A 21,979-nucleotide genomic window follows, 5' to 3' on the forward strand; every position below is an offset into this window, starting at 1 on the left:
AAACGGAGCTGGCCGGTGCCGATGGCGCTGGTCGCCCTAAGCGCGATCCCGCTGACGGCCGGGGCGCTGCGGCTGATCCAGTTGGCCGGCGGCCCGGCCGTCATCCCCGCTGACCACCGGTTCACCGGCCTCCCGCTCCCGCTCGTGGTGCACATCGTCGGCGCGACGATGTACTTGCTCGTCGGGATCCTGCAGCTCATGCCACGGTTCCGCCGCCGGCACCTGGCCTGGCACCGCCGTGCCGGCCGGGTGCTGGCCGTGGCCGGCCTGCTGGTGGCGGCCTCGGCTCTCTGGATGACGCTGTTCTACGAGGCGCAGCCCGGCACCGGCGGCCTGCTCTACGTGCTCCGCCTGGTCTTCGGGTCCGCGATGGCCGCCTGCCTTGTGCTCGGCTCGACCGCCGTACGTCGCCGGGACATCGCGGCCCACCGGGCGTGGATGATCCGGGCGTACGCGATCGGCCTGGCCGCCGGCACCCAGGCCTTCACCGAGGGCATCGGCGGCGCGATCTTCGGCCCCGGTGTGCTCGCCGCCGATCTCGCCAAGGGCGCCGGCTGGGTGATCAACCTGGCCGTTGCCGAGTGGGCCCTTCGAAGTCCCGCCCGTCGGCGCCCCGCACTCCCCACAGGTCCTCAGCAAACTGGAGCGCCCTCATGAACACCGCCCCCACGACGTACACGATCCGCGTCGACGGCCACCTCGACGACCACTGGTCCGCCTGGCTCGGCGAGCTCGACCTGACCCGCGACGACGACGGCACCACCACCGTCACGGTCTCGGTCGCCGACCAAGCGCAGCTCCACGGTGTACTCGCCGGACTGCGCGACATCGGCGTCGTCCTCACTGAGCTCCGCGCCACCGGTACGCCGGCCCCCATCTGCGCGTCGGTGCTCGAGCGCCCGTTGCAGACCGAGCGCCTCACCCTCCGTCCCGCCACCGCCGACGACGCCGACCCGACCTGGGCGTTCCGTCAGCTCGAGTCGGTCAACGAGTGGCTCACTGGCTGCCCCGCGGACCTCGAGGGCTACCGCGAGCTGTTCTCGAAGCCTGCCCGCCTCGCGACCACTGTCATCGTCACCCTCGGCCACGACCCCGAGGCCCCGACCATCGGCGACTTCATGCTCCGCCGCGAGGACGCCTGGGCCCAGCTCGATGTCGCCGACCAGGCGCGCGACACGCAGGCAGAGCTCGGCTGGGTCCTCGATCCCGCCTTCACCGGCCACGGCTACGCCACCGAAGCCGTACGTGAGCTCCTCCGCTACTGCTTCGAGGATCTCGGCGTGCGCCGGGTCACCGCGAACTGCTTCCTCGGCAACGGCACCTCCTGGCGCCTCATGGAGCGCGTCGGCATGCGCCGCGAAGTGCACGCAGTCCGCGAGTCACTGCACCGGTCCGGCCGATGGCTGGACACGGTCGGCTACGCCATCCTCGAACAGGAGTGGTCGCCGGCGTGAGCCAGTAGCCGATCGGCTTGTCGGTGCCGCTCACGTCGACTCCTTCGGGTCAGTTGTTCCTCAACCACAATTCGGCTCGGTGTCAAGTGGAGTCGGGATCGTGGTTCCTCGGCGCCGCCAAGATCACGGCCATGACTGTTTCCACTGCTGACCTGTCCCGCTTCCGCCGGTCCGGGGCGATCGCGGCAGCGACCCTCGCCGCGGTGGCGCTCGGTGTCGTCCCGCAGGCCCGGGCCGAGGCCGCCACCGACGCCCTTCCGCTCGGGGACGCCGACCTGACGGAGGTACGCACCAGTCGTGCCCTGACCGAGGGCCTCACCCTCACCCGCATCGAGCGGGGCAGCGCGCCGGCACCCGCCGACCAGATCAACACCACCAGGCGGGGCCCGTGGGTGATCAACGTGCTCACCATCGACCCGAGCAAGGCCCGCGGGCACCTGAAGGCGACGTACGGCCCGGACCTCGCCAAGGTCGAGAAGACCACCGACCTGGTCCGCGCCTCCGGCGCCCTGGCCGGGGTCAACGCCTCCTTCTTCACCTTCACCGCCAGCCAGCTCTACCCGGGCGACCCGGTCGGGCTGGGGCTGTTCGGCGGGAAGCTGCTCAGCGAGCCCATCGCAGACCCGGCCGAGGTCAACTTCGTCGTCGACGCCAACAGCAACCGCGCCCTGACCGGGAAGCTGAGCTGGTCGGGCAGCGTACGGAACCGGCAGACCGACGCCACCCTGCCGCTGGAGTTCATCAACCACCCGCCGGTCGTGCCCGCCGGCTGCGCCGCCCTCGCCGACCAGACGCAGTGCACCCTGCCCGGCGACGTCGTCGAGTTCACCCCCGAGTTCGCCGCGGCCACCCCGTCCGGCGCCGGCGTGGAGGTCGTCCTCGACCGGCTCGGCTGCGTCGTGCATACCGCGACCACCCGAGGCACCACCCTCGCGGCCGGCCAGACCTCGCTGCAGGCCACCGGGCGGGACACCGCCGCCCTGCTCAACGTGACCGCGCAGGGGTGCGTGAGCACCACCTCAACCCTGACCGACCAGAACGGCGAGCACCTGCCCGCGCGACCCGGCCTGTTCGGGGTCACCGGGCGGTACCCGCTGACGGCAGATGGCCAGATCGTCGTACCGGCCGGCTCCGGCAGCTTCTTCGACCGCAACCCGCGCACCATCGCCGGCACCACCCGGGACGGGAAGATCGTGCTCGCCACCATCGACGGCCGCCAGACCACCAGCGTCGGCACCACCATGGACGAGACCGCCGCCGTCGCCCAGGCGCTCGGCATGTCCGACGCGGTCAACCTCGACGGCGGCGGCTCCACCGCCATGTCGGTCGAGGGCGCCCTGGTCAACCGGCCCAGCGGGTCGACCGAGCGGGCCGTCGGCGACGCGCTGATCTACGTGGACGGCCCGTACCGCAGCGGGAACTAACCGCCACCACCAACGAGGGCCGCAGCAGCGGCCACGCGAGGGGCCGGCCGAGGTGACGCCCGGCCAGGCGATCGACCGCCTGGCCGGGCGCACCGGTACGGATCAGTCGAGCGGGGGCAGGTTCGACGGTGGCAGCGCGGGCCCGAGGTCCGGGGCCGTCTCGGTCGAGACGATCCGCCGGGGCGGCCACTTGACGCCGGGCGGCGGCCACGACTGCCCGGTCCGCTCCAGGAACCATTTTGGCGGCTCGTACAGCGGCAACTCGTAGTCGCCGGGCAGCAGGCTCTTCCACTTGATCTTGGCGGTACGCCGGTCGAACTCGTCCTTCATCTCACCCAGCACCGTCGGTTGGGTCAGCAGGTCGATGGTGGTTGCCGCCAGGTACTTGGCGGCGATCAGGGTGGTGAGGTGGCCGGCGTGGGAGGCCGCAGTGGCGGTGTGGTGCCACGAGTGGTTCTTCGTACCGCCGGGCTGATGCGCGGTCCCCATTCCGATCGTCGGCACCTGCCAGCTGATGTCGGCGACGTCGGTCGAACCTCCGCCCATGAAGACCGTGGCCGGCGGCCGCAGCTCGCTGATCGTTTCGGAGAAGCCGGTCTCCGCCGTGCCGTTGGACCGCTGCAACGCCTTGCCGAACGCCTGGTCCTGGGCGGAGAACTTCGGCGCACCGATCTGCGTCATGTTGGCGTACATCAGCTCGGCGCCACGCTTGTTGCCGAGCTGGTTCCAGACCCCACCCATGATGCGGTACTGCATCCGGGTGCCGGTGGCCATCGCCGCCGCCTCACCACACTTGATGATCTTGTCCATCAGGATCTTCGCGCGTTCCGGGCTGCCCTCGCGGGCGTAGTACCAGATGCTCGACAGCGTGGGGAAGACGTTCGGCGCTTGACCGGTCTGCCGGATCGCGTAGTGCATCCGGGAGGTGTGCGCCTGGTCGCTCTCCCGCAGATATTCCGTCAGCATCGCCATCGCCGTCACCGCGTCCTGGCTGGATCGGGTCGCGAGCGGTGACCCGCCGTGGCCGTCGGTGCCGAGGAAATGGAAGGCGATGCTGTACATCGCGTTGCTCGACGACCAGCTCGTGCTGTTGCCGCTGCTGGGGTGCCAGTCTACGAAGGCGTCGAGGCCCTTGTAGACCCCGGCTCGCACCGCCACCGACTTGCCGACCAGTTGCTCCTCCGCGGTCGAGCCGAAGAACTTGATCGTGCCGTCGAGGTTGCGAGCCCGCATCGCCGTGGCGGTCGCGACAGCCGCACCCGCCGCGGCTGCGCCGAGCGCGCAGTGGCCGCACCCGTGTCCGAAGCCGTACGTGGGGGCGTACGGGTCGTGGTGGTAGACCAGGGGCGAATGCTGTGGGTTGCCCTTTTCCTGCGACAGCCCGGGAAGCGCGTCGTACTCCCCGCTGAATCCGATCACCGGCTTGCCGGTGCCATGGCTGAAGGTGGCGACGAACGCGGTGGGCATGCCGCCCGCGCCCCACTTGATGGTGAAGCCGTTGGCCTGCAGGAAGTCCGCCTCGGCCCAGGACGAGTTCCACTCGGCCAGGGAGGGCTCGGCGTACTCCCAGATCCGGTCGTTCAACCCCACGATGCGGTGTTCGTTGCGGTCGATCCAGGAGATGGCCGAGTCCTTGGCCTGCGAGTCGATGGCGAGTGTGGTCGGTGGCTCGTAGTTGACCGGGTCGGCGGGCATTGTCTTCGGGTCGAGCGCGAGGTCTGACGCGGCGGCCAGTGCCGGGTCTGACGTCAGGACGGGGGCGACGGCCAGCCCGGCGCCGGCCGCGCCGAGAAGTCCCAGCAGGTCGCGACGGTTCATGCCGGAGGGCTCAAGATGATCGGTGTCACACACCAGGCACTCTCCTTCATCCGGTGGGCGAGCTGACTCGGACGACGGAGCACCGGCGTCCGGGCCATCAGCGCAATCATCCATGCGAATGCAGAGATTAAACAATGGGTGACTGATCAGTAACTCATCGTTTTTTGATGCTCGTGGCCTGCTCACGCTGGGCCCGGCCACCCGCTGGGGGCCGGGGCCACGGCACGCGAGTGGATATCTGGTCTCAGGGTGTGATGGCGTACTCGGTGAAGCGGCCGCAGGGTTGGAACCCAAGCCGGCGGTAGACCGGTTCGCCCTCTGAGGATGCTTGCAGGACCACCGTGCGGTAGCCCGCGTCGTACGCGGTGCGCAAGGTCGCCTGGGTGATGGCGCTGCCGTAACCGCGCCGGCGGTCGGTCGCCAGGGTAGCGATGTTGTAGATCCCAGCGACTCCCGAGTGGAGGAAGACCTCGGCCGAGCAGACGGGGCGATCGTCGACGTAGCCGACCAGGTAGCGAGCGGGGCAGTCGGGGGCGAGGGCCCAGTCGGCGGCATCAGCAAAGAAGCGGCGCACCGTGGCGGCCGGTGGGTTCCAGTTCGCAGCCAGGACGGTCGAGTAATCGGCGAGTTGCTCGGGGGTCCTCACCCGGTGGATGGCCAGATCCCCAGCAGGTTGCTGGGGCGGGCCCCCACGTAGGTCCTGCCACATGCCGGTCTCGGTCTCGGATGCCTGGAGACCGGCGCTTTCCAGGAGCGACGCGAGATCCGCTGGCGTGGAAGCCGGGCCCACCCACCACGAGAAGGGACGCCCGGTGGTGGCCAGTGCCTGAAGGGTCTGCGCGATCCGGGTCGCGGCGGTGTCCGGCGTGAGACGCGCCGCTGCGACGATGTTGAAGGTGTCGTCGTCCAGGCCGCTGTCGGCGATCAGGAGATCGTTGGTTTCAATGACGGTCGAGCCCGCCACATGCCGGTGCAAGTGACAGGCATGTTCGGCGAGGTTCTGCTCCATTGCGAGCATCAGGTCTGCGCGGCCGCCGAGGAGTTGTTTCCCTTCACTCACAGCGGTTCATCACATCATGTGTGTTCGCCGTTTGCGCGCGAGTTTGGTGGCGCAACGCGGGCCCTGCTCAGTCCAGCCTGCGGCGGCTCAACGAGGACGGTTCGCGGCCGGCGAGTAGCCAGCCGGCGACGGCGGCGAGCACCGGCAGAACGACGGTCGTCGCGGCCAGGTGGGCGAGGGGTACGTCGGTCAGCGCGTCGAGGTCGCGGTGCAGGACGCTGACCAGCGCGAGGTACGCGCCGGCCAGGCCGAGGACGGCACCGAGCAGGGCGAGCGCACCAGAGGTCGTGGCGGTCAGCGTGCGCCGTACGCGTCGTGGGGCGCCGGTCGCGGTCAGGGTGCGAAGGTCGCCGGCCGCTTCGCCGCGGATGAGGCCGACGGTCATGGCGAGGATGCCGAGGGCGAGCAGCGCGCCGGCGGCGACCGCTCCAGTCCGCAGCGCGGTGAGGGAGGCCTGCTCGTGGCGGGACTCGATGGTGAGGCCGGCGCTCGCGGCGAGGTTCTGCGCGGTGGCCAGCTCCTGCCCGGTGAGGGGGTGGTCCGCCTCGACGAGCCAGCCGACCCGCGCGGGCTGCCAGCCGTGGCGGGACATCATGCCCGCGGTGACCAGCGAGTTCGGCATCGAGGAGTACCGGGTGTCCGGAAGCGCCTGGGTCTTCGGGTAGACGCGCCGTTCGGGGATGTTCACCAGTTCGAGCGCGCCGGCGCGGACGCTGAGCACCTCGGTGTCGGCGGCGACCGCTGCGGTGTCGAGCCGGTAGAGCCGGAGCAGTTCCGGCGTGGCCACGTAGAGGGGGTACGACGTCATCGTCTGACCGTCGGCGACCGGCGTACCGATCTCGACGGCCGGATGGCCGGGCTGGCCGCCGTTCTCGCCCGGGTCGGTGTAAGAGGCGACCACCGCCATGTCGAGCGGAGTGACCGTGGGGGTGCCGAGGTTGCCGGCGATCGCGTCGAGCTGCGCCTGCAGGCTGGCCAGTTGCTCCGGGGTCCGTACCGGGATCACCGGGGTGGGTCGGCCGATGCGGACCAGGAGCTGGCTGTCGGCCAGGTTGCCCAGCCCGGCGGAGTGCCTGGCCTGGTACTCGGCGGCGGCGGACCCGGCGACGACCGCCACCGAGATCCCCAGCGCGAGACTGATCGCGGCGAGCGCCGCGCCGGCCCGGGCCTGGTAGCGGACCAGGTCGGTCAACGCCAGGCGGACGGCCACCGGCATCCCGCCGCGCGCCGCGGCCAGCAACCGGATCGCGGTCGGGCCGACGAAGAGCACCCCGACCGCCGTGGCGAGGGTGCCGGCGGAGATCAGCACCGGGTTGGTGCCGCCGGACAGCACCAGGCAGGTGACACCGGCGGCGAGCAGGACCACGGCGGCCACCGCGGTGCGCCGGGCCGGTCGGGGGCGCGGCGGCCGCGCCGACAGGGCGCTCATGATCGGGGTACGCGCGATGGCCCGCGCCGGCCACCACGCGGCGGCGGTGGCGGTCGCCACGGCCAGCACCATCTCCGCGCCGAGCGTCGCCCAGGGCAGGTCGAACCGGTCGATGCGGTGCCCGGCGGCCGTCTCCACCCGCCCGGCGACGAGCAGCCAGGCGGCGACGCCGATGGCGGTGCCGAGCACCGCGGCGACCGCTCCGACGACGGTTCCGTTGGCCAGCATCACCAGCCGCAGGTGCCGTCGGGTGGCACCCATCGCGGCGAGCATGCCGAGCTGGCGCAGCCGGCGCTGCGCCACCACGATGAACCCGGCCGCGGCGACCAGCGACACCAGCAGCAGGCCGATGGTGGCCAGCGCCAGCGTGACGGCGGCGATAACCGCACGGGTCATGGCGGGCCGCGACTCGCGTACCAGCGGACCGTCGATGGTGTTGCGGAACGCCTCCAGGGAGGCCTGGTCCCCGGCGACGAGGACGGTGACGGTCTGCGGCGGGTCGGCGTGCGCCACGTCGACGAGGGCGAACTCGTCGGCCAGGTCCTTGGGGTTCTCCACCACCCCGACGACCAGCCGATCGTGGCCGTCGAGGCTGACCCGGCGGCCGAGCCCGGTCCGCAGGGTACGCGCCACCCCGTCGGTGACCGCCACCTCGTCCGCGCCGGCCGGGTACCGCCCCTGCCGCAGCGCCAGCATCGGTGCGCCGTACGCGCCGTCAGGGTTCTGCGCGCGGACGTCGACCGGGTCGAACAGGCCCGGCACCGCCACGTACTGGTGGCCGATCGCGTCGATCGTGCCGAACCACGCCCGTGCGGCGGCGAGCCGGGAGTCGAGCACGGCCGAGTCGCCGCCGTCGAGGCGCAGGAGGTGGTCGGCGCGCCCGAACGTCGCGTCGCTCGACGAGGCCATGTTGTAGGTCGCCGAGACGGCGAAGGTGGCCCCGATGACGGCGACGGTGAGCAGTGCGAGGGTGAGCATCTGCTGGCGCCACTCGCGCCGGAACAGCCGTACCGCCCACCGGATCACGGCCCGGCGGGCTGGCAGGCCGCCGCCCGGGGCGCGGCGGGGCGCCGGCCGGTCAGTTCTCGGCGGGGTGGCGGTGCTCGCCGTCACGGGGTCACGTCCCCGGCGAGCAGGGCGTCCGGACCGGGCGACGCAGTCTGGTCGACGACCCGGCCGTCGCGGAGGAACACCACCCGGTCGGCCCAGGAGGCGAGCTGCGCGTCGTGGGTCACCATGACCCCCGCGATCCCGCGTTTGCAGGCCGCGCGCAGCATCCGCATGACCGCTTCGCCGTTGGCCGAGTCCAGCGCACCGGTGGGCTCGTCGGCGAGCAGCAGCCGCCGGTCCCCGACCACGGCGCGGGCGATCGCGACCCGCTGACGTTCGCCGCCGGACAGGTCGTCGGGGAAGGCGGCGGCCCGCTCGGCCAGCCCCAACTCCTCCAGTACGCGCATGCCGGCGGCCCGTGCGGCACGCGCGCCCACGCCGTCGAGTTCGAGCGGCAGCGCCACGTTCTCGACGGCGGACAGCCCGGCGAGCAGATTCAGGTCCTGGAAGACGAAGCCGATGGCGCGGCGACGCATCCTGGCCTGAGCGTCGGCGGACATGGTCGACATGTCGTCACCGCAGACCAGCACCTCACCGTCGGTCGGCTCCTCGAGGCTGCCGGCGATCGTCAGCAGGGTGCTCTTGCCGGAGCCGCTCGGACCCATGACGGCCACCAGTTCGCCGCCGTCCACGGTGAGGTCCACCTGCCGCAGCGCGTGTACGGCGGCGTTGCCCAGGCCGTACACCTTGGACACCTGGCGCATGCTCAGCACGGCACTCATCGGCGGGCCCCCTCGCGTGTCGGGGTGGATTCGGCCGGTTGCCGGTCGGCGGGGCCGGCCGGTGGGGTCGGGGCGCTCGGCGCTGCCTCGGCGGCCGAGGTGGGCGTGGCGGGTAGGCGGCGCAGCCGGGCGTCGGCCGCGTCGAGCCAGCGGACCACCGCCTCGAGCCGGAACAGTTCCGCGTCGACGACGAGGCCGAGCGCGATGTCGTCGGGGTCCGCCTCGGCCTTGAGGTGGGTGTACCGCTGCATTTCCTCGACGAGGCGCCGGCGGTGGACCTGCAGGATCTCCCGTACGTCGACGTCGGGCAGGCGCACCGCCACCTGCACCTTGATGACGAGCTCGTCGCGCGGGGGAGGCGTGGCGCCGGGCGGGGTCCGCAACCACCGGTCCAGTTCGCGTTCGCCGTCGGCGGTGATCCGGTACCGTCGCTGCGCACCGTCGCGTTCGGTCTCGTCCGATTCCACGTGTCCTTCGCGCTCGAGGCGTTGCAGCGTGGTGTAGACCTGCCCGACGTTGAGCGGCCAGACCTCACCGGTGCGTGCCTCGAACTCCTGCCGCAGTTGCAGGCCGTACTTGGATCCTTCCGCCAGCAACGCCAGCAGTGCATGTCGGATGCTCATGGTCCACCACCCAGCCGTCGATATACTGGGTATAATACTCAGTATCATCGTTCGGTCCAGTCACTTCCGCAGATGAGTTGGTACGGCGACGGCGACGCGGCTGCGTGCCATTTCCGGCGTCACCAGCGCCGGTCGGGCATGGACAGAGCCGCCCGGCACCCACGATGACCAGGGTCATTTCCTGGTCCGGCAACCTGCCCGTAAGAGTTCGCTCGGTTTTTGTGATCTTGCTGGTCACCTGCGGCCGGAACAGTCATTGCGTTTGCGACCACCGAGCGGATGAGAGCCTGTTGTGCCTGCCCTGCGCCGTGCCCTACGCCACGCCTGGCGTTGCTCCTGGGCCGTACTCGCACTGGTGCTGATCGGAGGGCTGGCTCCAAACCCGGCCTCGGCGCATCCCTTCGGCGCCCCACAGCAGATCAAGGTCGCGGGCGAGGGCGACCACAATGTGCGGGTCCGGTGGCTCGTCGGCGGCACCGACGACCTGACCCAGCTCGGCATCGCCCTCGGCGTCCTCCCGCAGGACCGGGTGTTGCTGGACGGTGCGGTGATCTACGAGCCCGCCGACGCGGTGGCGTTGGCTGAGGCTCCCACGTTCGCCAAGTACTTGACCGAGCGGATCACCGTGAAGCAGGAAGGGCGGGCCTGCAAGGGCGAGGTCACCGTGGCCGACGATCTGGCGGCCGGCGGCGCCGAGGTGCTGTTCACCTGCCCCGAACCGGTGAGCACGGTGACCGTGACGTCCCGGATGCTCACCGACCTGCACGAGGCCTACCGGACGCTCGCCAGAGGTCCTCGTGGGCAGAAGGCGGTGTACGACGCCGCGCACGAGTCGGCGGACTGGACCATCAGTGACGGCTCAAGTTCCCGTCCCGCGGCAACTCGGACCGTCGCCGCGACCTCCTCAAGCAGCAGCGCCCTGCAACTCTCCGTCGTCGGGGGCGTCCTGCTGGCCCTCGTCGCAGCCGGAGCGTTCTGGCACCACCGGCGCGGACGAAAGGCCTGAATCATGCACTCGATCACCAGCCTCGGCACTGCGGCGGCACCCCTCGGCTCCGGCCCCACAGCCCTCCTCGCCGTCGATCTCTTCGGCGCCGCCGGGTTCGGCGATCGACTGATCGAGACGGTGCAGTCGCCGGGGTTCATGCCGGTGGCGCTGGTGATCGCCTTCGTGGCGGGGGCTGCGCACGGACTCGCACCCGGCCACGGCAAGAGTCTCGCGGCGGCGTACCTGATCGGCTCCCGCGGCCGGGTCCGCGACGCCGCCTGGCTGGGCTTCTCGGTCGCCGCGATGCACACCGTCTCGGTGCTGGCCATCGCGGTCGCCTGGACCTTCTTCTCCCTCTCCGACCTGGTCAGCCTCGAGCGCCTGACCACCGGGCTGCAGCTGGCGGCTGGCCTGACCGTCGTCGCCGTCGGGCTCTGGCTGCTACGCCGCCACCTGCGTCGGCGCGGTCATGCTCACAGCCACAGCCACAGCCACAGCCACAGCCACAGCCACGGACATGACCACGGCCACGGACACGACCACGGCCACAGCCATGACCACGGGCATGGCCATGCCAGCCCGTCCCGCCCGGGGCTCCTCCTCCTCGGCATGTCCGGCGGCTTGACGCCGTCGCCGGCGGCCTTCCTCGTGCTGGTGACCGGCATCTTCGCCGGGCGGGCCGGGTTCGCTCTCGTCCTCGTGGTCTGTTTCGGCCTCGGGCTCGCCGCGGTGCTCTTCACCGTCGGCCTCATGGCTCTCACCGGCCGCTCCCTCGTGACGCGCGCCGCCGGGTCCCACGCCCTCCTGCAGTTGGCCACGCGGGTGGCCCCGGTGCTGGCCGCCTGCGGGATCACCCTCATCGGCGTCGGCATCTCCGCCTCCGCCGTCGCCGGCCTACCCGGCACCTGACCTTCCTTCCGGATTTCCGACCACCCACCACCAAACACCAAGAGAAAACCCCCCAGAAAAAGGAGATGTCGTGACAACACGACTCCATCCGTTCGCCCGGAGGTGGCGCCGCCTGGGCGCGGCCGCCCTCGGGCTCGCGATGGCCGGCGGCGCGCTGATGATGCCCGCCCAGGCCGCGCCGACCTCGGCCGCCACGGTCCCGGCTGCCGACGTGCTCGACGTCGCCTTCACCGGCGGCGCCACCACCGACCGGGCCCAGGGCCTCGCCCCCACCACCTGGGGCGCTCCCAGCTACATCACCGACGCGGCCTTCGGCCACGACCTGCTCAAGGTGGACGGCGTCGACGACGCGGTCTCCTTCGACTTCACCGACCAGTGGAGCAAGTTCTCCAGCGGCTTCGCCATCGAGTGCGTCTTCCGGGTCGACACCACCATGCCGGTGAGCGGCGAGAAGGACCTCTGCTCCGACAAGGAAGCCGGCGGCTTCTCGGTCTACGTCAACGCCGGCAACCTCGGCACGATGGCCCACATCGGCGGCGGCTACAAGTCGGTGCTGACGCCGATCAGCGGCAACCGCTGGTACCACGCCCTCTCGGTCTGGGACGGCCAGACCCTGAGCCTCTACCTCAACGGCCAGCTGGCCGGCTTCGCCGCGGCCACCGGTGCGCTCACCCCGCCGGCGTCCACCTCGCGTCGGTTCGTGATCGGCGCCGACGCCGCCCCGTCCGGCATCGGGCAGGTCGCCCCGCCGGCCTCCTTCGCGGCCAGCAAGGTCTGGAGCCGGGGGCTGACCGCCGCCCAGGCGGCCGAACTGGCGTCGGCCTTCGACCTCAAGGCACCCGTCCCGACCGCCGACGTCCTCGACGTGGACTTCGACGACGGCACGCCGAAGGACGACGCCCAGAACCTCGCCGTCACCACCGTCGGCGAGCCGGTGATCGCCCAGGACACCGCGGTGAAGACGCCGGTCGCGACCTTCGACGGTGCCAACGACGCCTACGCCTACGCGATGGGCGACACGCAGTGGGAGAAGATCCGCAACCAGGTCTCGATCGAGTGCACCTTCAAGGACAACGGCACCCTGCCCAACTCCGGTGAGCACTCCGTCTGCTCCGAGAAGGAGACCGGCGGCTACTCGATCGTCGTCTACGGCGACAAGCTGACCTTCGCCGTGTACGCCAGCGGCGCCTACCGCAACGCCCAGGTCCAGATCTCCTCCGGCCGCTGGTACCACGCGGTCGGCACCTGGGACGGTGCCACCGCCCGCCTGTACGTCGACGGCGAGCTGGCCGCGTCCGTCGCCGCCCCGGCACCGCTCGGCCTGCCCGGCGGCGCCGCCCGCAACTCCTTCTACGTCGGCGCCGACGCGGTCAACCAGTTCTGGGCCCCGGCGACGGTGCGCAACGCCCGGATCTACTCCCGCGTCCTCACCCTCGACGAGGTGAAGGCGCTCAACATCGCCGCCCTCGGTGACGTCCGGAACGCGGGCGTCGCGATCACCTCGACGCTCCCCGGGGAGGGCGACCACCTGAGCCGCCCGACCGAGCTCCAGGTGAGCGTGACCAACCAGGGCAACGCGACCGGCTGGCGCTACCTGCTCGACGGCCAGCCCGTGCAGGTCGGCCAGGAGATCGGCGCCGGCATGAAGTCCGGCAACCACACCCTGGCGATCTCGGCGACCGACGTGTTCGGCAAGCCCGTCAGCAAGACGGTCACGTTCACCTCCGACGCCATCCCGACCACGGGCGGCACCGACGTCGGCCAGGGCAGCGGTCGGGTGACGCTCTCGGCGATCGCCAACAACCCCGACGGCGGCGAGGTGACCACCACCTTCAAGCAGGCCACCCCGAGCGTGCCGGTCGGCGGCTTCCAGGGCGTCGTCCCGGTGATGCCGTCCGCGCTGGACTTCTCCTACACCGGCGGCGGCCAGATCGGAGCGAGCCCGCGTCCCGACGGCAAGATGGCGAACAGCCCGTCCACGGGCAACATCCCGTTCCAGCGGTACGACGTCCAGGTGCCGGCGTCGACCGAGCGCCGCCAGATCCTGTGGAACGGCACGGTCGACCCCGCCCGCGCCGTCTCCCTGCACGCGTGGAACGGCACCGCCCAGACGTGGACCGAACTCGCCACCGCCCGCGGCCAGGCCGAGGGTGAGACCACGCTGAAGGCCGCCGTCCGGCCGGAACTGGTCGACAACGGCGTGGTCCACGTCCTGGTCACCGGCCAGGACCCGTTCGCCGACGACCTGGCGTCGCGCGACGCCACCGCCGGCGCCCCGGCCAACCGGGACCACTTCGAGGACCCGTCGTCCTACGACTTCTCGCTGGCCCACTTCACCGACACGCAGTACCTCGCCGAGGGTGCCGTCGGTGGCACGTACGACGACTTCGACGGCATTGACGAGCCCAGCGACAAGATGACCATGGCGGAGCAGGCGCTCTGGGCGAAGTCCTACCGGGACACCACCCAGTGGCTGGCCGACAACGCCGCCCGCCGGAAGATCGCCTACACCGCGCACACCGGTGACATCATCGAGAACGACTACACCAACCCGCTGGCCACCGACGCCAGCGGCAAACTGCTCCGCCCCGGTCTGGACGAGCAGGTGACCAAGGAGTTCCAGTTCACCGCCGAGGCCCAGCGCACCCTGGACGCGGCCGGACTGGTCAACCAGGTCGTCGCGGGCAACCACGACAACCAGGGCGGCGCCGAGACCGGCCCGACCTCACGGTTCAACCAGTACTACGGCCCCGAGCGCTACTACGAGGGCTCCAAGCAGTGGCCGGCCGAGTACAAGGCGTCGTATCACGCCTGGGACGAGACCACCGACGCCTCCGGTGCCGTGGTCACCCGCGGTAAGGACAACCAGAACAACTACGTCCTCTTCTCCGCGGGCGGTCTGGACTTCGTCGCGGTGGGTCTCTCCTACGGCGTCACCCAGGCCGAGGCCGACTGGGCCAGCTCGATTTTCCAGCGCTACCACGACCGCAACGGCATCCTGCTGACCCACGCCTACATCGCCCCGTCGGGCGCGCCGGACGGCCGGGGCGCCAACTTCTCCACCGACGGTTCGCGGGCCTTCTCCAGCATCGTGGCCGCCAACCCGAACGTCTTCCTGGTCCTCGCCGGCCACGAGCACGGCGTCGGCACGAACCTCAAGACCGGGGTCGGCGTCACCGTCGAGCACAACGTGGTCGAACTGCTCGCGGACTACCAGTTCTACAAGATGACCGCGGGTGAACTGTGGCCGGAGAAGGTCGACGCCAACGGCAACCTCGACCTCAACGGCGATGGCATCGTCGACCACAAGAAGGGCGACCTGCTGCAGTTCGGCGCCAGCTTCCTGCGGCTGCTGCAGATCGACGTCGACCGGGCCCAGATGAGCATCGACACCTACTCGCCGATGCTCAACAACTACGGCGCCACCGAGTACGACGACCGCAAGCGCTACAACGGCGCCGAGGACAACATGGTCCTGCCGATCGACCTGTCGTCGCGGAAGACCAGCTTCAGCACCGACGGCCTCGTCCTGGTCACCCCGACCGATACCGTCATCGGTGAGGCCACGGCCAAGTCGGGCTGGCCGGCCACCGTCCAGTGGAGCGGCCTGACCGAGGGCGAGCTCTACGCCTGGACCACCACCAGCCACACCGGCAGCGGTGCCCAGGTCGGCTCGGTCGACCAGTTCGGCGGCATCTTCACCGCCACCGCGGCCGGCACCGACGTCACCGCGCCGGTGCTGACCGTCCCCGCCTCGACCTCGGTCAAGCAGGGGCAGGCCTTCGATCCGCTGGCCGGGGTCACCGCGGTGGACAACACCGACGGCGACGTCACCAACCGGATCCAGGTCATCGGCACCGTCGACACCACCACCCCGGGCAGCTACGCGCTGTCCTACCTGGTCTCCGACACCAACGGAAACCAGGCGGTCGCCAACCGGGTGGTCACCGTCACCGCGGCCCCGACCGTGGAGCGAACCCCCACCTCGGTCCGGGCCAACGACGTGACCGCCACCTGGGGCCGGACCCTGAAACTGACCGCGACCGTAACGCCGTCCACGGCGACCGGCCCGGTGCAGTTCATGATCGGTGAGGACGTGCTCTGCGAGGCGCCGGTCAAGAAGGGCGTCGCCTCCTGCACCGTCCGCATGCTGCCCAACCCCGGCACCCACCAGGTGCGGGCGGTCTACGGCGGCGACAAGACCCACGCGGCGTCGTACGACGACTTCACCCTGACGGTGGTCGAGCACAAGCGCTGATCGACGGATTCAAAGAACGCACACCCTGAGCGGGGCCGGTCCATCGGGCCGGCCCCGCTTCTCGTCCCCGACGCCTAGGAGGCCCTGGCACCCACCTGCAGTTCTTCAACCAACCCCGCCGATGCCGAGACGGCGGGACAGGAGGTGCGGCCGGATCGGAACGTGCGGACCGCGCCCTCAACGGGCCGTCCAGGTCTGCACCTCGACCAGGTTGCCCTCCGGGTCGCGCAGGTACGCCGAGCGCACACCCCACCCGGGGCGGTCGGCCGCCTCGGCGACCACCACCTCGACCGGGAGGGCGGCGATGGTGGCGTCCACGTCGGGCACCGGGACCACCACCAGCACTCCGCCGTCGCCCCGACCCACCGGCAGCACCGCCTCCGCCGCCCGGCGGCCGAGGATCGCCAGGACGGTTTCACCGCCCTGGTCGAAGCTGGCGTACTCGAAGTCCGGGACAACCGTTTCCGGCTCTCCGAGCAGGTCGGTGTAGAAGCGCAGGGTGGCCGGGAAATCGTCGGCGACGATGCGGGCGTGCACACTCACGCCGCTGAACCTAACCCGAGGGCGGGTCACCCAAACGTAGCCCGGCCGCCGAAAGCTTCGAGACCGGCGTGGAGACCGACATGGCGACTGTCGCCTACTTCGAGCCCTGGAAGCAGCCGTAACTCCGCACTGAAACGCGGCCGTTCCGCCCGGGACGGCCGCGTTTCAACGGTGACGGTACGCACCTGCCTCACCCGCCGGTTGACAGTCGATGTGTACGGGCGAGCGGCGCTGAGGATGACGCCATCTGCTAGAAAAAGGATCATGGATGCGGCGCTGGCTGGCCTGGTAGGCACAACGGTGGGTGCGCTGGCTGGCGTTGCTGGTGCATGGCTTGCTCAGCGCGGGCAGACCCGCCTGCAGCAGGAGCAGCGTACCTATGAGGAACGCGTGCGCTGGCTGGACGACAAGAGGTTGCTGTACCGCGATCTGCTCATCGCCCTGTACGGCTGGCATGACGCCCTCGTCTCCGTCTGGGACAACGACAGCGACGGCACGCTGCCGGAGGCCCGGGACGCCGCCTACAAGTGCAGCGTCGAGGCCACCCTCATCGCTCCGGAGCCCGTGCGATCAGCAGTCGAGGAGCTTCGGGGCAGGTTCTTCGCGGCTCAACCGGTGATTCTCGAACGCACGCGGCCAGCCGGAGCGAAACCGCCCTTGGCGGCCGTGCGGGAGGGCCTTTCGCTGCTGACGGAGGCAATGCGCGCGGACCTGTCCAGCCCACAGCGGACGCACGTGACCGTAGGCCAGCAGCGCTGAGCGGGAACCTTCCCCTGCGGGCAACCCCGGGCCCACCTGGTGGTCATCCCCGATGTTCGAGCCGGCCGGCGTCGTTAGCGTCGGTCGGGAATGGACAGTCGACACCCGGGGAGGACGTCCGAATGACCCGACCACGCTCTCAACGAGCCGCCCGATGAGGCAGCTCACCGCCGCCGCGACCGCCGCCGTCCTGGTCGCCGCCGGCCTCACCGCCACCACCAACCCGGCCGCCGCCAACAGCAACGGCTACTCGGCTCTCATCCAGCGCGCCTCGTACGGCGTACCGCACATCACCGCCCGCGACTTCGCCAACCTCGGCTACGGCGTCGGCTACGTCCAGGCCGAGGACAACCTTTGCACCATCGCCGAAACCGTGGTCACCGTCCGCGCCCAACGCGCCCGCTGGTTCGGTACGTCCGGCGAGGCGGCGGTCAACGTCACCAGCGACCTGTTCCAGCAGAAGGTCATCGACGACCGGGTCGTCGAGCGGCTGCTCACCGGCCCCCGCGACGGCGTGCACTCACCCTCCGATGAGGTACGCGACCAGATCCGCGGCTTCGTCGCCGGCTACAACGCGTACCTGCGCCGCACCGGCGCGGCGAACCTCACCGACCCGGCCTGTGCCGGCAAGCCGTGGGTGCAGCCGATCACCGAGCTGGACCTGTGGCGGGCCCATTGGACCAGCATGGCCCGCGCCGGCTCCGCCGGGCTCGCCGACGGCATCGTCGCCGCCGCCCCACCAGGCAAGGGCGCGCCGGCACGCCCCGGTGAGATCAGCGGCCAGCTGCCCGCCCCCGAGGCGGCGGCCCTCGTCGCCGCCCGCGACGGCGCGCCGGCCGGGGTGGGCAGCAACGCGTACGCACTCGGACGCGACGCCACCGCCAGCGGGACGGGCATGCTGCTGGCCAACCCGCACTTCCCGTGGGACGGCCCCGACCGGTTCTACCGGATGCACCTCAAGGTTCCCGGCTCGTACGACGTCGAGGGCGCGGCCCTGGTAGGCGACCCGCTCATCGAGATCGGCCACAACGGCCGGGTCGCCTGGAGCCACACCGTCTCCACCGCCCGCCGCTTCACCTGGCACAAGCTGACCCTCGTCCCCGGCGACCCGACCAGCTACCGCTACGACGGCAAGCCCCGAAAGATGACCGCCCGCACGGTCACCGTCCAGACCCCCGACGGGCCGGTCAGCCGCACCCTCTACGACACCCACTTCGGCCCCGTCGTCGTGGTGCCCGGCGTCTTCGACTGGACCGCCGACACCGCGTACGCGATCAGCGACCCCAACGCGGCCAACAACCGTGCCCTCGACGGCTGGCTGGCCATGGGACGGGCCCGGTCGGTGGCCGACCTACGGGCGGCGCTGGACCGCCACCAGTCCCTGCCCTGGGTCAACGTCATCGCCGCCGACAGCGACGGCAAGGCCCTCTACGCCGACCACTCCGTCGTCCCCCGGGTCACCGACCACCTCGCCGCCACCTGCATCCCCGCCGCCTGGCGCGACCTGTACGCCGGCAGCGGCCAGGCCGTCCTCGACGGCTCCCGCTCCGCCTGTGAGCTGGGCCGGGACCCCGACGCCGCCGTGCCGGGCATCTTCGGCCCGGCGCACCTGCCCACGCTGGTCCGCAACGACTACGTGACCAACTCCAACGACAGCTACTGGCTCGCCAACCCGCAGCAGCCCCTGGAGGGCTTCCCGCGCATCATCGGCGACGAGCGGACCGAACGCAGCCTGCGTACCCGGCTCGGCGTCCACCAGGTGCGGCAGCGCCTCGCCGGCACCGACGGGCTCCCCGGCACCCGGTTCACCACCGGCAACCTGTGGGCGGTCACCCTCGGCAATCGCGCCTACGGCGGCGAACTGGTCCGCGACGACCTGGTGAGATCGTGTACGGCCAACCCGGTCGCCACCGCCTCCGACGGCACCCGGGTCGACCTGAGCGCCGGCTGCGCCGCCCTGCGCGGCTGGGACCTTCGGGTCGACCTGGACAGCCGCGGCTCGCACGTGTTCACCGAATTCGCCCGCGCCGGCGGCCTGCGCTTCGCCGACCGGTTCGACCCCGCCAACCCGCTCACCACCCCGGGCCGGCTCGCCGTCGACGACCCTCGGATCCGCACCGCCCTCGCGGACGCCGTTCAGCTGCTCGACGGCATCCCGCTCGACGCGCGCCTCGGCGACATCCAGACCGAGCCGCGCGGCACCGAACGGATCCCGATCCACGGCGGGTGGCCCGAGGCCGGCGTCTTCAATATGACGATCAACCTGGTGCAGCCCGGCGTCGGCTACCCGAAGGTGCTGCACGGCACGTCGTTCCTGATGGCCGTCGAGCTGGGCCGCAACGGGCCGTCGGGCCGGCAGATCCTCACCTACTCCCAGTCGGCCAACCCGATCTCCCCCTGGTACGCCGACCAGACCCGGCTCTACTCGGGCAAGGGCTTCGACACCATCAAGTTCACCGAACGGCAGCTCAACGCCGACCCCAACCTGGTCACGTACCGGGTGGGGGAGCGCCGCGACTGAATCGGCGGGCGAGTGCGGGCCGGTGGCGTGTGCCAGCGGCCCGCGCTCGGCTCGTATGGTGACGGGACCGCTGCCCACCAGGGCGGCAGTCGGGAGGGTGATCGATGCTCGCGGGATTGTCGGTGCCGCCTGCGGTCGAGGCGGAACGCGTGATCACCGCCGTGCTCGCCGACCTGCGCTCCGGCGACCACCGTGGCGTGGTGGTCGACTCCCCGCCCGGCGCCGGCAAGTCCACCCTCGTGGTCCGCGCCGCCGTCGAACTAGCCACCGCCGGCGAGCCGCTGATCATCATCGCGCAGACCAACGAGCAGGTCGACGACCTCATCGACCGCCTCGCCCGCAAGGCACCCGAACTGCGCATCGGCCGGCTCTCCGCCACCGACTACAAACCCACGGACCGGGTCGAGGGCCACGAGACGGTCCGGGTCGCCGCCAAGGTCGCCGACCTCGCCGCCTCGGCCGTCATCATCGGTACGGCCGCCAAGTGGGCCACCGTCGCCGAGGGCTGCTGGCCGTGGGCGATCGTCGACGAGGCATACCAGATGCGGTCCGACGCGCTGCTGCGCGTGGCCGGCCGGTTCGAGCGGGCGCTGTTCGTGGGCGATCCCGGGCAGCTCGACCCGTTCTCCACCGTCGAGACCGCCCGCTGGACCGGCCTGCCCTGGGATCCGATGCAGTCGGCGGTGGCCACCCTGCTGCGGCACAACCCGGACCTGCCCGTACACCGGCTGCCGGTGTCCTGGCGGCTGCCCGCCACCGCCGCGCCGGTGGTGGCGGCGGCGTTCTACCCGTTCACCGGGTTCCGGTCCGGTACCGGGCCCGCCGACCGCGCCCTCTCGCTCACCGAGGCCGGACCCGGTGACGCCTACGACGCGACGGTGGACGTGGCGGCGGCCACCGGCTGGGGGCTGTACGAGCTGCCGGCCCGGCAGACGCTGCGTACCGATGGGGAGGCCGCCGCGGCCTGCGCGGTCCTCGCGCTGCGGGTGCTGGCGCGGGATGCGGTCGCGATCTCCGAGCAGGCGCCCGACGGCGCGCCGGTGACCGCGGACCGGATCGCCATCGGCGCTGCCCACCGCGACCAGGTGGCGGCCATCCGGGCGCGGCTCGGTGAGGCCGGCGCGGGCATCACCGTCGACACCGCCAACCGGCTGCAGGGCCGGGAGTACGACGTGACGGTCGTGCTGCACCCGCTGTCCGGGCGGCGGGACGCGACCGCGTTCCATCTGGAGTCGGGGCGGCTGTGTGTGCTGGCCTCCCGGCACCGGCACGCATGCCTCGTGGTGGCGCGGGCCGGGATCGCCGAACTGCTCGACGCGCACCCGTCGACCGAGCGGGTGCACCTGGACGTGCCGGTGAAGTTCCCGGACGGCTGGGAAGCCAACCAGACGATGCTGACCCACCTCGCCGCGCACCACGCCCGCTGACCGGGGACCGTGGCGGGGGCGGTGCTCCGGTCCCGGGGCCGGAGCACCGCCGCGTCGGCTGCCGCCCGGATCAGTTGCCGCGCTGGTGCAGCAGGAGGTCGGCGACCACCGGCCGGTGGTCCGATGCCGTCGTCGCTACGGTGTCCGTGCCCACCACGGTGATGTCCGGCGAGACACTGATGACGTCGATCCGCTTCCCCGGGTTGATCGCCGGGTACGTCCTGGCGCCCGTCGGGGCGGTGTCCCGCAGGTCCTGCCACAGGGCGGCCAGCTCGGGCGCCCCCGGCTCCGCGTTGAGGTCGCCGACCAGCACCTTCGGCCCGGAATCAGCGGCCAGGATGTTCAGCGTGTCCGCGACCTGCATGCGCCGCACGGTCGGGTCTCCCCGGTAGTCGAGGTGCGTGGAGTAGACGTGTACGTGGGCACCCCGGACGTTGATCGTCACCTCGGCGAAGCCCGGCGCCGGGGCCGGCACCGGGTTGGGCACCTGGGTGGAGAGCCGGGTGATCTCGTGGTTCTCCGCCTCTAGGATCGGGTAGCGGCTGAGCACCGCGACCCCGTACTGCCGGCGGGGCGCACCGGCGGTCAGCGGGTCGAAGTCGTAGATCGGCGCGAAGAAGGCCCGCATGCCCAGCCGATCGGCGAGCTCCTGGGCCTCGTCGACGAAGTCGCTGCGGTCACCCCAGTGGACGTCCACCTCCTGGAGGCCGACCACGTCGGCGTCCAGAGACCGGATCGCCTCGGCGGTCCGGACGAGATCGAAGACGTTGTCCTCGCCGGCCCCGGCGTGGATGTTGTAGGTGGCCACGCGCAGCGCGACGGCCGGCGCGGCCGAGCCCGCGGGCCGCGCGGCGACGCGCCCATACAAACCAGGACCCCCGCACAAAACGGCGGCAAGGCCCGGGCGCTTAAAAGGAAAAGCCAAAAAACTAAA

General features: G+C 71.4%; 16 protein-coding genes. 9 read left to right on the forward strand and 7 right to left on the reverse strand.

Translation table 11 applies throughout. From position 1 onward, the window contains the following. Positions 1-21 precede the first annotated feature (21 nt). The 3 genes from ABZ783_RS13370 (at position 22) to ABZ783_RS13380 (ending at position 2,878) form a co-directional block, all read left to right on the forward strand. On the forward strand, positions 22-657 hold the full coding sequence (locus tag ABZ783_RS13370; protein ID WP_357437178.1) for a DUF2306 domain-containing protein: 636 nt from the start codon (positions 22-24) through the stop codon (positions 655-657). After that, positions 654-1,454 carry a GNAT family protein gene (locus ABZ783_RS13375; RefSeq protein WP_357437114.1) on the forward strand — a complete coding sequence of 267 codons (801 nt, stop codon included), beginning with the start codon at positions 654-656 and terminating at the stop codon, positions 1,452-1,454. The genes ABZ783_RS13370 and ABZ783_RS13375 overlap by 4 nt, the downstream gene beginning before the upstream one ends. A gap of 131 nt (positions 1,455-1,585) precedes the next feature. After that, positions 1,586-2,878 (forward strand): phosphodiester glycosidase family protein, encoded by a 1,293-nt coding sequence (locus ABZ783_RS13380; RefSeq protein WP_357437117.1) that lies wholly within the window; start codon positions 1,586-1,588, stop codon positions 2,876-2,878. 102 nt (positions 2,879-2,980) lie between these two features. Here ABZ783_RS13380 and ABZ783_RS13385 read toward each other — a convergent pair whose 3' ends face one another. From ABZ783_RS13385 to ABZ783_RS13405, 5 genes are all read right to left on the reverse strand, one after another. Continuing rightward, complete coding sequence (locus ABZ783_RS13385) at positions 2,981-4,696, reverse strand: amidohydrolase (RefSeq protein ID WP_357437120.1); 1,716 nt, start codon at positions 4,694-4,696, stop codon at positions 2,981-2,983. 244 nt (positions 4,697-4,940) lie between these two features. Beyond that, on the reverse strand, positions 4,941-5,756 hold the full coding sequence (locus ABZ783_RS13390) for a GNAT family N-acetyltransferase (RefSeq protein ID WP_357437123.1): 816 nt from the start codon (positions 5,754-5,756) through the stop codon (positions 4,941-4,943). Between the two features lie 67 nt (positions 5,757-5,823). After that, positions 5,824-8,298, reverse strand: coding sequence for an FtsX-like permease family protein (locus tag ABZ783_RS13395; RefSeq protein WP_357437126.1), 2,475 nt, complete (start codon positions 8,296-8,298; stop codon positions 5,824-5,826). Then, positions 8,295-9,017, reverse strand: coding sequence for an ABC transporter ATP-binding protein (locus tag ABZ783_RS13400; RefSeq protein WP_357437129.1), 723 nt, complete (start codon positions 9,015-9,017; stop codon positions 8,295-8,297). Before ABZ783_RS13400 ends, ABZ783_RS13395 begins: the two co-directional genes overlap by 4 nt. Further along, a complete protein-coding gene (locus tag ABZ783_RS13405) occupies positions 9,014-9,640 on the reverse strand; it encodes a PadR family transcriptional regulator (RefSeq protein WP_357437132.1) in 627 nt (208 codons plus the stop codon). Before ABZ783_RS13405 ends, ABZ783_RS13400 begins: the two co-directional genes overlap by 4 nt. A 355-nt stretch (positions 9,641-9,995) precedes the next feature. On the opposite strand from ABZ783_RS13405, the gene ABZ783_RS13410 reads away from it, so the two are divergent. The 3 genes from ABZ783_RS13410 (at position 9,996) to ABZ783_RS13420 (ending at position 15,795) form a co-directional block, all read left to right on the forward strand. Next, complete coding sequence (locus tag ABZ783_RS13410) at positions 9,996-10,646, forward strand: hypothetical protein (protein WP_357437134.1); 651 nt, start codon at positions 9,996-9,998, stop codon at positions 10,644-10,646. A gap of 3 nt (positions 10,647-10,649) precedes the next feature. Continuing rightward, positions 10,650-11,537, forward strand: a complete 888-nt coding sequence (locus tag ABZ783_RS13415; protein ID WP_357437137.1) for a cobalt transporter — start codon at positions 10,650-10,652, stop codon at positions 11,535-11,537. A gap of 70 nt (positions 11,538-11,607) precedes the next feature. Beyond that, positions 11,608-15,795: a LamG-like jellyroll fold domain-containing protein gene (locus ABZ783_RS13420; protein ID WP_357437140.1), complete on the forward strand. Its 4,188-nt coding sequence runs from the start codon at positions 11,608-11,610 to the stop codon at positions 15,793-15,795. A 177-nt stretch (positions 15,796-15,972) separates the two neighbouring features. On the opposite strand, the gene ABZ783_RS13425 is transcribed toward ABZ783_RS13420, so the two are convergent. Further along, positions 15,973-16,338, reverse strand: a complete 366-nt coding sequence (locus ABZ783_RS13425; protein ID WP_357437142.1) for a VOC family protein — start codon at positions 16,336-16,338, stop codon at positions 15,973-15,975. Positions 16,339-16,602: 264 nt separating this feature from the next. Between ABZ783_RS13425 and ABZ783_RS13430 the strand changes: the two genes are divergently transcribed. The 3 genes from ABZ783_RS13430 (at position 16,603) to ABZ783_RS13440 (ending at position 21,045) form a co-directional block, all read left to right on the forward strand. Continuing rightward, positions 16,603-17,097 (forward strand): hypothetical protein, encoded by a 495-nt coding sequence (locus ABZ783_RS13430; protein ID WP_357437145.1) that lies wholly within the window; start codon positions 16,603-16,605, stop codon positions 17,095-17,097. Positions 17,098-17,251: 154 nt separating this feature from the next. Next, on the forward strand, positions 17,252-19,618 hold the full coding sequence (locus ABZ783_RS13435) for an acylase (RefSeq protein WP_357437147.1): 2,367 nt from the start codon (positions 17,252-17,254) through the stop codon (positions 19,616-19,618). Between the two features lie 104 nt (positions 19,619-19,722). Beyond that, the gene (locus ABZ783_RS13440; RefSeq protein WP_357437149.1) at positions 19,723-21,045 is read left to right on the forward strand and encodes an AAA domain-containing protein; all 1,323 of its coding nucleotides are present in this window, start codon (positions 19,723-19,725) and stop codon (positions 21,043-21,045) included. Between the two features lie 70 nt (positions 21,046-21,115). Here ABZ783_RS13440 and ABZ783_RS13445 read toward each other — a convergent pair whose 3' ends face one another. Further along, a complete protein-coding gene (locus ABZ783_RS13445) occupies positions 21,116-21,913 on the reverse strand; it encodes an endonuclease/exonuclease/phosphatase family protein (protein WP_357437151.1) in 798 nt (265 codons plus the stop codon). Positions 21,914-21,979 lie beyond the last annotated feature (66 nt).

Origin of the sequence: Micromonospora sp. NPDC047738, assembly GCF_040642675.1 — a bacterium.
Taxonomy (GTDB): Bacteria; Actinomycetota; Actinomycetes; order Mycobacteriales; family Micromonosporaceae; genus Micromonospora.